The sequence below is a fragment of the Pontibacter brevis genome (assembly GCF_054779655.1).
In genome coordinates this window covers 87,929-101,042 of record NZ_BAAGXV010000027.1, presented here as the reverse complement: position 1 = coordinate 101,042, position 13,114 = coordinate 87,929, and the positions used below count along the sequence as shown (strand labels likewise).

The following is a 13,114-nucleotide window of genomic DNA, read 5'->3' as shown; positions in this document are numbered from 1 at the left end:
CTCCTAACACAACCATGGCTTCTCCTGCAACATCAACTCAAACAGCTACGAATCCGCTTTTTCCGGTTTTTTTGAAACTGGAGCAATTGCAGACACTTGTGGTAGGTGGAGGCGCTGTGGGCCTGGAAAAACTTTCCGCCATTTTAGCCAATAGTCCGAAGGCACAGGTGGTACTGGTTGCACCCGAAATACTTCCGGAAATCGTGGAACTGGTAGCCCGTCACCCACTGGTGCAGCTTGTGAAGCGGGAGTTTCAGGAAGAGGACCTGACACGCAAGGACCTGGTACTGGTGGCGACGGACGACCATGTGCTGAATGTGACCATCCGGGACCTGGCAAAGTCGCGAAAGATTCTAACGAACGTAGCGGATACACCGCAGCAATGCGACTTTTACCTTGGATCTATTGTACAGAAAGGAAGCCTTAAGCTTGCTATCTCCACCAACGGTAAATCCCCGACGGTAGCCAAGCGCCTGAAGCAGGTACTGAATGAGTCTCTGCCCGATGAGATGGAGCAGGTGCTGGATAAGCTCACGCAGCTGCGGGCGCAGCTTAAGGGCGACTTTGCCTATAAAGTGAAGCGACTGAACGAAGCCACTGAAATTCTGGTGGAGCCGACTGTTGCAACTGCTACCACCGTAAGGGAGAAAAAAAAGCAGGCAAAATACAGCCTGAAGGTGGTGCTGATGCTCCTCTTCGCTGCGCTTGCCCTAATGGTAACCGGCCACCTGCTTTTCAGCTATATTCCCTTCAGCACCATTGGTGCCATGGCCATGGATGTAGCAGCACAGGTAGACAGGGAAATCCTCATTTTTATCCTGGCAGGCTTTGTTGCGCAGCTGATTGATGGCGCGCTGGGCATGGCCTACGGTGTGAGTGCCACAACATTCCTTCTTAGCTTTGGCGTATCGCCGGTGGCCGCCAGTGCGAGTGTGCATGCCTCTGAGATTTTTACCTCCGGTGCCTCTGGCTGGATGCACCTGAAGTTCGGGAACGTGAACAGCAAGCTGTTCAAAACCATTGTGTTTCCGGGAGTATTAGGGGCTATTGTAGGAGCTTTCCTGCTTTATACGCTGGAGGAGTACCTTTACCTCATTAAGCCGGTGGTAGCCTGCTACACCTTGTTCCTGGGTATCCTGATTATCCGGAAAGTGCTGAAGAAGCGTGTCAAGAAGAGCCCTGTCAAAAGGCTGGGTATGTTGGGTGCCATCGGGGGATTTATGGATGCCATTGGTGGCGGCGGTTGGGGGCCTATTGTTTCCTCCACCCTCATTGCAAAGGGCAGGCACCCGATGTATACAGTAGGTTCTGTTAACTTAGCCGAATTTTTCGTGTCTTTTGCGAGCTCCGTAGCTTTTATTTCCCTGATAGGTATTACGCACTGGCAAATAATCATAGGCCTGATACTAGGTGGTACTATTGCAGCTCCCTTAGGAGCAATGCTTGCCAGAAGGCTTCCGGTAAAGACGATGATGATCATCGTGGGTATTGTGGTTATTATCGTCAGCCTGCGCCTTATCTTTATGGCTTTCTTTATGTAATCAGGGGATCAGGCGCCCCACAGTTTGAAGATACGGGGACACCTTCTTAACTTGAGCTCAAAGAATTAAATTAAATATAATCGGGATGTGAGCAGACGGAGCTTTTAGGTGTCCGCAGCAAAACAACCTGCTATTAGCAATGAACAATCAATATGTCTGATAAAGAAACAAAAGCTATCAGGCTGCAGACCAAGCGCAGCCATAACCGGGAACACTCGGTACCTCTTTACCTAACGTCCAGCTTCCTTTTTGAGGATGCAGAGCAGGCGCGTGCAGTATTTGCCGATGAAGAGCCAGGAAACATTTACTCCCGTTTCTCAAACCCGAACGTGGATGAGCTGGTGGAGAAAATGTGCTATCTGGAGAATGCCGAAGATGGTTTTGCCTTTGCTACAGGAATGGGAGCCGTGTTCACGAGCATGGCCTCTTTGTTGAAAGCAGGTGACCATATTCTAGCAAGCCGTGCTGTTTTTGGCTCTACCCACCAGTTGCTGACGAGTGTGCTGCCGCGCTGGGGCATTACCCATTCCTACGCCGATGCCAGCAAGCCGGAAGAATGGGAAAGCCTCATCAAGCCTGAGACCAAGCTTATCATGATCGAGACGCCCTCCAATCCTGGGTTGGAGCTCATTGATTTAGAGTGGCTGGGTGAACTGAAGCGCAAGCATAACCTGATACTTGTGGTGGACAACTGCTTTGCTACCTGTATCCTGCAGAACCCGATAGAATACGGTGCTGACCTGGTGGTGCATTCTGCCACGAAGTACATTGACGGGCAGGGTCGTGTGTTAGGCGGTCTGGTAGTGGGCAGGGCTGATTTGATAAAAGAAGTACGCTTCTTCTCCCGCCATACAGGTCCGGCTATGTCGCCGTTCAATGCCTGGGTGCTCTCTAAAAGTCTGGAAACACTCTCGCTGCGCATCGACAAACACTGCGAAAATGCACTGAAGCTGGCACAAACGCTGGAAAACAACCCGGCACTGGAGGTAGTAAACTACCCGTTCCTGCCATCTTTTCCGCAGTACGAATTGGCTAAAAAGCAGATGAGGCAGGGTGGAGGCATTATCACCTTTGTGGTAAAAGGTGGCTATGATGCAGCCAAGCGGTTTATTGATAACCTGGAGATGGCCAGCATCAGTGCAAACCTGGGCGATACGCGCACCATCGTGACGCATCCGGCTTCCACCACTCACTCTAAACTGTCAGCTGAGGAAAAGGCTGCTACAGGTATTTCTGAAGGCCTTATCCGGGTTTCTGTTGGTTTGGAAAGCATACAAGATATCATCCAGGACATAGAGCAGGCACTGGCAAAGGTGTAGTGAATATCCAATCAAAGGATTGGTTTAATAAGACTCTTTTTATTATCAAATCATGCAGCTACAGTTTCGCGTTTACATGCAGCTGTAGCTGTATCTGTAAAAAATAAATGAACATGGAAGTTAATTTAACACGCGTAGATCAGGATTTTCATTTTGCAGCAACGGGTGCCTCTGGCGTAGCAGTTCAGATTGATGGTTCGCCTGAAATTGGCGGTCACAACGCAGGTGCCCGCCCTATGGAGCTGTTGCTTATGGGCTTAGGCGGTTGCAGCGCCATCGATATCATTCAGATTCTGAAAAAGCAGCGCCAGCAGATTGATACCTTCGACATAAAAGTAACGGCAGAAAGGACGCCAGGCGAAATTCCATCCCTGTTCAAGAACATCAATGTGCACTTTATGCTGGGCGGGCCGCTGGATGAGGAGAAAGTGCAGAAAGCCATCAATCTTTCTATGGATAAGTATTGCTCGGTAGCAGCCATTCTTTACAAAACAGCTACCATCACCCACACGTTTGAAGTGGGAGCCGGGAAGCTGGGCATGCCAGGCGAGCTAGTGTAATAGCAAATCCATTTCAAGGCTAAATTTCTCTGGTGCGAGTTTTTCGAACTTGTGGTATTTAGAAATAAAAACAAAAGAGCCGCTGCAGGTATACCCGCAGCGGCTCTTTTGCTTCCTGACCTCCCGGTGTCCAACAGACCCGTGGAGTGTCTTTTTAAATCATGTAATTCAGTTCACTCTCGTGCGTGATACTTTCTACCATACCGGCACCAACGGTTGTAAAGGAAGTCTCATCAATCAATATGAAACCGCCATTTGCACGGTTGTTTTCATACTTGTCGAGCAGGAGGGGAGTAGCTGTTTTAATCTGCACACGGCAAATGTCGTTCAGCTGTACCTGATCTGCGTCGATGATGTTATCAAGCGAGTTTACGTCTATCTTATACTGTATCTGTCTTACAACCGCGCGTGTTTCGGTAGAGTTGTGGCGCAGCAACAGTTTGGCACCTGGCTTCAGCGGCTTGTTGTTCATCCAGCAAACCAGTGCTTCAAACTCTTTTGTTACGTCCAGGTTTTCTTCCTGCTTCACAATCACATCGCCACGGCTGATGTCCACATCATCTTCCAGTTGCAGTACAACCGACATAGGAGCGAAAGCTTCTTCCAGTTCCTTGCCACCCAGTTCTACTGATTTGATAATAGAGGTTTGGCCAGAAGGAAGAACAGTCACTTTATCGCCTTTGCTGTAGGTGCCGCTGATAACCTTACCGGCATAGCCACGGTAATCGTGATGCTCGTGCGTGTGAGGGCGGATGACGTACTGCACCGGGAAACGGGCGTCTTCTAAGTTAAAGTCGTTTGATACCGGCACTTTCTCCAGGTGTTCTAAAAGATTAGGGCCTTCATACCATGGCATTTTCTCAGAGCGGTCTACCACGTTATCGCCTTTCAGGGCGCTAATCGGGATAAAGGTAATGTCCTTTGCAGTCAGTTTGGAGGCAGCGAATTGCTTGTAATCTTCTACAATCTGGTTGTATACGTTTTCATCAAAACCGACTAAGTCCATTTTGTTGATGCAGATAACCAGGTGCGGAATACCAAGCAGCGAAGAGATGATAGAGTGGCGGCGGGTTTGCTCCTGCACCCCATTACGGGCATCTACCAGGATGATAGACAGGTTGGAGTTGGAGGCACCCGTTACCATATTGCGGGTATACTGGATATGGCCAGGGGCGTCGGCAATAATAAACTTACGCTTTGGCGTGCTGAAGTACTTGTAGGCTACGTCAATCGTAATGCCTTGTTCACGCTCTGCCTTCAGGCCGTCCGTCAGCAGCGACAGGTCTACCTGCCCGTCTTCGTTTACCCGGCCAGAGCTTTCAATGGCTTCCAGCTGGTCGATATAAATCTGGTTTGTGTCGTACAGCAATCTGCCAATGAGGGTACTTTTACCGTCGTCTACGCTACCTGCCGTTATAAATCTTAATATATCCATGTTAAAAGTATCCTCCTTTCTTGCGGTCTTCCATTGCCGTTTCCGATAACTTATCGTCGATACGGGTAGCGCCACGCTCACTTATTTTTGACTCTATTATCTCTGCAATCACAGTGTCTATGTCGTATGCCACAGACTCTACAGCAGCTGTACAGGTCATGTCGCCTACGGTGCGGAAGCGTACTTTGCGGGTCACAATTTCATCTTCCGGGTCACGGTAAATAAAATCTGAAGTGGCCATTAGCTTTCCATCGCGGATGAGGCACTCGCGCTCGTGGGTAAAATAAATGTTTGGAAGAGCGATATTCTCGCGCTTGATGTAGTTCCAAACATCCAGTTCCGTCCAGTTACTGATAGGGAAGGCACGCACATTTTCGCCCAGAGAAATACGGCCGTTGTAGGTGTTCCAGAGCTCCGGGCGCTGGCGTTTCGGGTCCCACTGTCCGAACTCGTCTCTTACTGAAAAGATCCTTTCCTTGGCACGGGCTTTCTCCTCATCGCGGCGGGCACCACCAATGCAGCAATCAAAACCAAACTCTTCTATTGTCTCGAGCAAGGTATACGTCTGCAGACCATTGCGGCTGGCATAGCGGCCGGTTGGCTCCGAAAGGTTCTGCTTCTTGATGGTGTCTTCTACGTTACGCACAATCAGCTTCTCACCCAGTCGCTCGGCTAACTCATCACGGTACTGGATAGCCTCCGGAAAGTTATGGCCCGTGTCGATGTGCACCAGCGGGAATGGGAATTTACCCGGGCGGAAAGCCTTTTCAGCTAAGCGCACCAGGGTGATGGAATCTTTACCGCCCGAAAACAGTAAGGCCGGCTTTTGAAACTGGCCCGCTACCTCACGCATGATATGGATGGCTTCTGCCTCCAGCTGGTCGAGGTAATCAAGGTATCTCTTATTCATTTCTTGTATTGTTTATTCAAATCGTGTTTCAGCGAAACGACTTTAAATTTGGGTGCAAAATTAAGGGAACTTAAAACGTAAAGCATGATTTAAATTAATTCTTTGTAAAGAAGAACAAATTTAAATCATGCTCTGGATGCTTTATTACCTGGCGTGCAGTCCGCACTCTTTCTTGGAGTTGCTTTCCCACCACCAGCGGCCTGCCCTAAAGTCTTCTCCTTCGGCAATGGCACGGGTACAAGGGGCACAGCCAATGCTCACGAATCCTTTGTCGTGCAGCGGGTTGTAGGGAATGTTAAGCTGGCGCACAGCCTCCCGCACGGCATCCAGCGACCAGTTCTTCAGGGGGTTGTATTTTATTACCTGGAAACCTGGGTCCCACTCCAGCAACTGTAGGTTCTGGCGTGCATCAGACTGTTCTGCCCGTATACCTGTAATCCAGAGTTCTACGCCCTGCAATGCCCGCTTCAAAGGCTCTACCTTACGCACAAAGCAGCACTGCTTGCGGTCTTCCACAGAATTGTAGAAGCTCAGTGTGCCTTTCTCGTTTACCATTTGCTCCACAGCCTCGTGCTTCGGGAAGAAGACTTCTATGTTTTTACCGTAGTGGCGGTTGGTTTTGTGCAGCAGAGTATAAGTTTCGTTGAACAGGCGGCCTGTATCCAGCGAGAAAACACGGATAGGCAGGTTGTTCTCGAATATATAATGCGTAATAAGCTGATCTTCGATGCCAAGGCTACTGGAGAAGGCAATTTTCCCTTCGAACTGCGAAGCCAGCAGTGCCAGACCTTCTTCGATGCCTTTTCCCTCCAGCAGTGCAAGCAGTGCCGGCAGTTTGGTTTCTAAAGCAGATATATCGTTCATGTGTGGTAATTTAAAATCTTGGGAAGATGAAACTTAGTTGTTTGTCATTGCTCCCGGGTTATAACTATCCTGCTCCTCTTTTTGTGCCCGCAACAGCATAAAAATTCAACTGAAGCATGGGCACATAATGCCTGAAAAAAAGAAAGAGGGTGAAAAACAGGGGCGCCTGACAGGGCAGAAGTGCTGAAAGTAAAATCTAAGGCAATAGATTTAAACGCCTAGCACGGCATACAGCAACAACAACAGCAGCATGCTGACAGAGCGTAAGTAGGAACTGTGGCAGCAGGAGCGCTACCAGGAAAAGAAGGCGATGTGTAGTAAGCTGTCGTTTGCATTGTTTCTGAAATTTATATGTCCCGAACACGCGGGATAGGACTTGGCACCTTCCCTAAACGGGTGGTTGCCAGAGGGTCATAGAGCCTATTCTCTCGCCTCTTCTTTATAAATTTTTATCTTGACGGTTAAGTCAACCGGTATTAATTATACAAATTTACACCAAAAAATGTTTAACAGCCTACTATTTAGTTTAAAATATATTTGCGGAGCAGCAAAAAAGGGCCTCAGCTGCTCCGATATTCATAATTTATTTCCGGTTACGCTGCCAGATTCGCCACAAACTTAACCAGGGAGCGCTTGGCAATAGGTAGCAGCGAGTGCTCCAGTGGTACTGGAATTTTAGACACCACCGCAAACGTGGCGGGGTTTGGAAATTCCTGTCGCTCCCGCAACAGCTGCACTTTCAGGTTTTCGTGTGTCTGTGCCAGCCCGCGGCGCACTGTTTGCAGGTGCTTTGTGTTGATGCCCCTGTATTTCTCGTAGGTGTTCTCGAATACTGTAATGCGGTATACATAAACCTGTGTCTCTTTGCCCGGGAAGGTCTCCAGAAACAGGTAGCCTTCGTTGCGGTACATGGGTGTGATGCCGACGGAGCTGATTTCCAGGTGTCGCTCCACAAAATCATACAGTTCTTTGCCTTCAGAGAGGGCCTCGTTGAAGAGGGGAGAAGCATACTGTATTATCTCCTCAATCTGCTGCATTGTCTCGTCGTCCTGCACAATTTTCTCATATACCAGTTCCAGCTTTTCGAAGTCAGCCCGGCTGATACGCTCCGGAAACGATTCGTATGCCAGCTGCTTATGCGCTTTTACCTGTTGCAGGTTGCGGTAATGCATGATCAGGTCTGAGAAAACCGGGTAGAGGCGCTGTTTGCCAAATTCAGATCTGGCAGCTTTGAGGTAAGCCAGCAGCAGGTACTTTTTGTACTCAAAATCAAGAAGCCCTTCAGTGAGCCAGTTGGCAGGTAGGGTGTTCATACGCTTTCAAGTTTATATAGGTAAATTTAGCACAGTAGTTTAACGCTGTAACGCTTTTCCTGTTGATGCCTGTAAAAGGAAAATTCTTAAAATTTCTAAGAGCAGCAATAAGGCCAGAATTAAGCAGGTCACACCCGTGGCAGATTTGCTCTGCGTATCTGCACAGTAACATTATCTGATGTAGCTGTTTCAGGATATAACTTGCAGCAGCTTCTTGTTCTTTATACAAGTCCTCGTGCAACATGCTCAGCTTTTGAGGCGGCGCCTGGATGCACTTTACCAGGTAGTGGTGTAGCGAATCAGCGCGGTGCAGGTACTCCTTTAAAGCTTTTGTCTAAAAAGCGAAAGAACATACATATAGCCGGACTGTAAAAACAAGTATCTGAGTCGCATTCAGAACGGCTGTTCATATAATGACAGATGCACGCAGCGCCTTTTTTGAGCCTACTCTAATAATTCCTTTGTTGGCACTTCGAAAATATTTCCTTAAACTTATAGGCTGTTTGATATTGAACTAAGGCAGGATGCTTTACGGTTAAGGAAGTGATTACTCAGGTAAAGAGTATAATGTGCTGTTATGAAGTGTTTTAGCTGCCGTGTTGCAGTTGAAATAATCTTTTATCCTTAGCGTTCTAAGCTCGTTACAGAAACTCATTGCGTCAAAAGAACACATATATACCAATTATTACACCCCTACATAAAAATAAATGATAACAAAGGTCTCCCTCTATCAGGTCTTTTGCTTATTTATGATAAGCAGCCTTACACTCTTTTCTTGTAGCGACAAACGCTCCGGTGATCCCCGGGTGCTCGTCTTTAGCAAGACAAGTGGCTTTCACCATGCATCCATTGATGCTGGAAACAATGCCCTCATGCAGTTGGGCGAGGAGCACGGCTTTATTGTAGACACTACTACCAATGCCGCTGTTTTCAACGAAGATTCACTTAAGAAGTATTCAGCCGTTGTGTTCCTGAACACAACCGGTGATGTGCTGAACAATTACCAGGAAGCGGATTTTGAGCGCTACATACAAGCTGGCGGTGGCTTTGTGGGTATACACGCCGCTACCGATACGGAGTATGACTGGGGCTGGTACGGCAGGCTCGTGGGTGGCTACTTCAACGGCCATCCGGAACCACAGAAGGCTGTTTTAAGTGTAGTGAACACAGAGCATGCGGCTACTGAGCACCTGCCGAAGCAATGGGAAAGAGCAGATGAGTGGTACTCGTTTAAAAATCTGAACACCAACGCTAAGGTTCTGCTCACCATAGATGAGAGCACCTACAAAGGTGGCACGAATGGCGACAACCACCCGATGGCTTGGTTTCATGAGTACGATGGTGGTCGTGCCTTCTATACCGGCTTAGGCCACACGGAGGAATCTTTCAGGGACCCACAGTACCTGAAGCATGTGGCAGGAGGTATCAAATATGCCATTGGTGAGAACCTGGAGCTTGATTACGAAAAAGTTAAAACACAGCGTGTGCCGGAAGAAGACCGCTTTGTGAAGGTGCAGCTGAGCCAGGGCCAGTTCTTTGAGCCTACCGAAATGGCCGTTCTCCCTAACCTGAACATCCTGGTGGCACAGCGCCGCGGTGAACTGATGCTTTATAACCAGGAAACCGGTGATGTAAAACAGGTTGGCGCGCTGAATGTGTACCACAAAACAACAGTGCCGGATGTGAATGCAGAAGAAGGCCTGATGGGCCTTGCAGCTGACCCTAACTTCAGCAAGAACAACTACATCTACCTGTTCTACAGCCCGATGGATACTTCTGTGAATCGTTTGTCGCGTTTTGTTTTCAAAAACGGGCAACTGGACAACAGCTCTGAAAAAGTAATGCTGGAGTTCTACTCACAGCGAAACATCTGCTGCCATACCGGCGGTTCTATCGCCTTTGGCCCGGGTAACATCCTGTACCTGTCTACAGGAGATAACTCAACGCCTTTCAACGAGAAGGGGCAGCCTTATGTAAACAACGGCTTTGCGCCACTGGATGATCGCCCGGGGCACGAGCAGTATGATGCCCGCAGATCTTCTTCTAACTCAAACGACCTGAGAGGTAAAATCCTTCGAATCAAAATAAACGAAGACGGTACTTACACGATACCGGACGGTAACCTGTTTCCTGGCAACAACCCGAAGGCACGCCCTGAAATTTACACCATGGGACACCGTAACCCGTACCGCATTGCAGTAGACCAGAAAAACGGCGCCCTTTACTGGGGTGAAGTAGGACCGGATGCCGGTGCAGACAGCTTGAATGTGCGTGGCCCGAGAGGCTATGATGAAGTGAACCAGGCGCGCAAAGCCGGTTACTACGGCTGGCCGCTGTTTATTGGCGACAACTACGCTTACCACCGCTACGACTATGCCAAAGGGGAAACAGGTCCGACTTTCGACCCTAAGAAACCTATCAACAACTCTCCGAATAACACGGGCTTACAGGAGTTGCCAGAAGCACAGCCAGCCTTTATCTGGTATCCTTATGCTGAATCACCAGATTTCCCGCAGTTAGGCACTGGTGGCCGTAACGCCATGGCGGGCCCTGTGTACTATTCCGATATGTTCCCGGAAGCCACCCGATACTCCTCTTACTATGATGGTAAGCTGTTTATTTATGACTGGATGCGGGGCTGGATTAAGGCTGTGACAATGGATGAGAACGGTAATTTTGAAAAGATGGAGCCGTTTATGTCCACCATTGACCTTAATGCACCAATAGACATGGAGGTAGGTCCTGATGGCAAGCTTTATATACTGGAGTACGGCTCCGGCTGGTTTGCTAAAAACGAAGATTCCGGCCTGGCCAGAATAGATTACCTGGCAGGTAACAGACCACCGAAGGTAGCAGGTGTAACCGTTGATAAGATGAGCGGAAAAGCACCGCTTACCGTTACGGCCACAGTCGAGGCCATAGATCCGGAAAACGACAGGCTGCGATACGTGTGGACGGTAGGTGATAAGAAGAAAGAAACTACTGAGCCAAAGCTGAATCATACTTTTGGTGCCAAAGGAGACCATAACATCAGTGTAGAGGTGTTTGATCAGCATTATGCTTCTACCAAGAGTAATGTGGTGTCGCTTTATGCCGGAAATGAGCAGCCAAAAGTGAACGTAGTCGTGCAGGGTAACCGCAGCTTCTACTTTGAAGGGCAGCCCGTGCAGTACCAGGTGAAAGTAACAGACGAAGATGGCACAGTGGACAACAGCAACCTGTTTGTTTCTGCGGATTATGTAGAGGGCACAGACATGGCGGGTGCCTCTATGGGCCACCAGATAGTGTCGGCTGAGATGCTAGGTAAAAACCTGATGTTAAGCTCCGACTGTAAAGCGTGCCACGCTGTAAACGAGAAGTCCATCGGGCCGACTTATACGCAGGTAGCACAGAAATACCAGAAAGACCGTGATGCGATGCAGCACCTGACAAATAAGATCATCAAAGGCGGAAGCGGTGTATGGGGCGAGGCAGCCATGCCGGCTCACCCGAATATGCCGGCTTCTGATGCAAAACAGATTGTGCAGTGGATTCTTTCTTTGGGTAACACCGCAAATGCACGTCAGTCGCTGCCAGCAAGCGGTCAGGTGGTACCAAAACTGGACCCGCAGCAGAAAGACAATACCGTGCTGAAACTGGCTGCCACTTATACCGACCAGGGCGGAGCAGGCATCAAGCCATTGGCTGGCTCTGACGCCGTTTACCTCAGAAACAATGCCATGGATGCGGCTGATTTCGCTTCTGTCAACGGGTTCAGTAAGGCAACCTTTAGCGGTGCAACTTACCTCATCTTCCCGGGCACAACCGGTTGGGTGAAAGGAAATCAGCTTGACCTGACAAACATTGGCAGCATTGAACTGACAGGCATCGGAAACGGTGAGGCAAGTCAATATGCCCTGGAGGTAAGATTAGGCAAGCCGGATGGTCAGAAAATAGGAGAAGGGCAAATCAGCCTGTCCGGTGAAAGAAAGCCAACTCCTGCCACCATAACGATACAGAATGTTCCGGCTAACAAGCAGCAGGACGTTTACATCGTGGTGCGGCACACAGGTGGTGCAACAGGCCAGAATCATGTGCTGAAAACGGTTAAATTTGTGCCGTCTACAGGAACAGCAACTGCCATGAATAAATAGAAATTTTCTTGCAGTACCCCTAAAAAGAGGCTTCCTGATGAAGGAAGCCTCTTTTTTTTACTCGTTCAATGGTTAATCAGGTTTGTGGCGACTCCGTGTTGTTCATGGGTTCTCCTAAAGGGCCATAAGAACCTCGTAAGTTGGCAATGGGAATAGACCGCTTGCCTTTAACAAAAACCTTCCAATCAAGCCTTGCAGGACCTTGGAGGCAACAGGTAAGGTGTTTCTGTCCGTATCCATCAGAAAGACTAATACGATGAAAGACTACTACACCTCAAAAGTTATTTTGATTACGGGCGGTGGCCAGGGCATTGGCTTTGGTATGGCTCAGGCTTTCGGCAAGGCAGGGGCAAGCGTTATCATAGCCGACGCCGACGAAGAAGCCGGGCAGGAAGCTTTGGAAAGGCTCAGGAAGCAGCAGCTGCAGGTAGAGTTTATACGGTGTGACGTGGCTTTGGAAGAGCAGGTACAGCACCTGATGCAGCAGGTAAGCCAGAAGCACGGTGTGCTGGATGCGTTGGTTAACAATGCCGGTATTGCCGACCCTTTTGTGAAGCCGCTGCAGGAAATGGATATAGCAGTGTTTGACAGGGTGCTGGCAGTGAACCTGCGGGGGCCACTATTATGCGCCAAATATGCGCTACCGCTGTTGCAGCAAGCCGCTCACCCGGCCATTCTGAATATCTCCAGTACCCGCGCCTTTATGTCGGAGCCAAACACCTTTCCCTATTCCGCTTCAAAAGGCGGACTTGAAGCCCTTACGCATTCGCTGGCCGTTAGCTTAACAGCGGAGCATGTGAGGGTAAATGCCATTGCCCCCGGCTGGATAGAAGTAGGAGAGTGGGAAAAAGAAAGTCAGCGCTATTATCCGCAGCATAGCAGGGAAGACAAAGAGCAGCACCCGGTCGGGCGGGTAGGCATGCCTGAAGACATCGCTGAAGCTGCTCTGTTCCTTTGCTCTGATAAAGCCGGGTTTATTACAGGGCAAAGCCTTGCCATAGATGGAGGCATGACTGTGAAAATGATTTACAAGTGAATT

Annotated in this window: 9 protein-coding genes and 1 riboswitch; of the genes, 5 read left to right on the top strand and 4 right to left on the bottom strand. The window is 49.1% G+C overall.

The annotated features are described in order from the left end of the window. Positions 1–14 precede the first annotated feature (14 nt). The 3 genes from ACYVB1_RS08270 (at position 15) to ACYVB1_RS08260 (ending at position 3,420) form a co-directional block, all read left to right on the top strand. Positions 15–1,541: a TSUP family transporter gene (locus tag ACYVB1_RS08270; RefSeq protein WP_460922655.1), complete on the top strand. Its 1,527-nt coding sequence runs from the start codon at positions 15–17 to the stop codon at positions 1,539–1,541. A gap of 152 nt (positions 1,542–1,693) precedes the next feature. Further along, positions 1,694–2,860 (top strand): trans-sulfuration enzyme family protein, encoded by a 1,167-nt coding sequence (locus tag ACYVB1_RS08265; protein ID WP_460922652.1) that lies wholly within the window; start codon positions 1,694–1,696, stop codon positions 2,858–2,860. Positions 2,861–2,973: 113 nt separating this feature from the next. After that, positions 2,974–3,420 (top strand): OsmC family protein, encoded by a 447-nt coding sequence (locus tag ACYVB1_RS08260; protein WP_460922649.1) that lies wholly within the window; start codon positions 2,974–2,976, stop codon positions 3,418–3,420. Between the two features lie 154 nt (positions 3,421–3,574). Here ACYVB1_RS08260 and ACYVB1_RS08255 read toward each other — a convergent pair whose 3' ends face one another. The 4 genes from ACYVB1_RS08255 to ACYVB1_RS08240 all read right to left on the bottom strand — a co-directional run bounded on the left by ACYVB1_RS08255 (position 3,575) and on the right by ACYVB1_RS08240 (position 7,942). Continuing rightward, a complete protein-coding gene (locus ACYVB1_RS08255) occupies positions 3,575–4,855 on the bottom strand; it encodes a sulfate adenylyltransferase subunit 1 (protein WP_460922645.1) in 1,281 nt (426 codons plus the stop codon). Between the two features lies 1 nt (position 4,856). Then, the gene (gene cysD / locus ACYVB1_RS08250) at positions 4,857–5,765 is read right to left on the bottom strand and encodes a sulfate adenylyltransferase subunit CysD (RefSeq protein ID WP_460922642.1); all 909 of its coding nucleotides are present in this window, start codon (positions 5,763–5,765) and stop codon (positions 4,857–4,859) included. 144 nt (positions 5,766–5,909) lie between these two features. Further along, the gene (locus ACYVB1_RS08245) at positions 5,910–6,629 is read right to left on the bottom strand and encodes a phosphoadenylyl-sulfate reductase (RefSeq protein ID WP_460922639.1); all 720 of its coding nucleotides are present in this window, start codon (positions 6,627–6,629) and stop codon (positions 5,910–5,912) included. Between the two features lie 344 nt (positions 6,630–6,973). Further along, a riboswitch (SAM riboswitch) is annotated at positions 6,974–7,077 on the bottom strand. 145 nt (positions 7,078–7,222) lie between these two features. Beyond that, positions 7,223–7,942, bottom strand: a complete 720-nt coding sequence (locus ACYVB1_RS08240; protein ID WP_460922636.1) for a hypothetical protein — start codon at positions 7,940–7,942, stop codon at positions 7,223–7,225. 749 nt (positions 7,943–8,691) lie between these two features. On the opposite strand from ACYVB1_RS08240, the gene ACYVB1_RS08235 reads away from it, so the two are divergent. Next, entirely contained in the window at positions 8,692–12,075 is a 3,384-nt protein-coding gene (locus ACYVB1_RS08235) for a ThuA domain-containing protein (protein WP_460922633.1), read from the top strand. 256 nt (positions 12,076–12,331) lie between these two features. After that, a complete protein-coding gene (locus ACYVB1_RS08230; protein WP_460922630.1) occupies positions 12,332–13,111 on the top strand; it encodes a glucose 1-dehydrogenase in 780 nt (259 codons plus the stop codon). Positions 13,112–13,114: the final 3 nt, after the last annotated feature.

Bases quoted from the DNA above. Each gene is read 5' to 3' on its own strand.
- ACYVB1_RS08270 (WP_460922655.1), top strand. From the start codon at position 15: ATGGCTTCTCCTGCAACATCAACTCAAACAGCTACGAATCCGCTTTTT.
- ACYVB1_RS08240 (WP_460922636.1), bottom strand. From the start codon at position 7,942: ATGAACACCCTACCTGCCAACTGGCTCACTGAAGGGCTTCTTGATTTT.
- cysD (WP_460922642.1), bottom strand. From the start codon at position 5,765: ATGAATAAGAGATACCTTGATTACCTCGACCAGCTGGAGGCAGAAGCC.
- ACYVB1_RS08265 (WP_460922652.1), top strand. From the start codon at position 1,694: ATGTCTGATAAAGAAACAAAAGCTATCAGGCTGCAGACCAAGCGCAGC.
- ACYVB1_RS08255 (WP_460922645.1), bottom strand. From the start codon at position 4,855: ATGGATATATTAAGATTTATAACGGCAGGTAGCGTAGACGACGGTAAA.
- ACYVB1_RS08230 (WP_460922630.1), top strand. From the start codon at position 12,332: ATGAAAGACTACTACACCTCAAAAGTTATTTTGATTACGGGCGGTGGC.
- ACYVB1_RS08260 (WP_460922649.1), top strand. From the start codon at position 2,974: ATGGAAGTTAATTTAACACGCGTAGATCAGGATTTTCATTTTGCAGCA.
- ACYVB1_RS08235 (WP_460922633.1), top strand. From the start codon at position 8,692: ATGATAAGCAGCCTTACACTCTTTTCTTGTAGCGACAAACGCTCCGGT.
- ACYVB1_RS08245 (WP_460922639.1), bottom strand. From the start codon at position 6,629: ATGAACGATATATCTGCTTTAGAAACCAAACTGCCGGCACTGCTTGCA.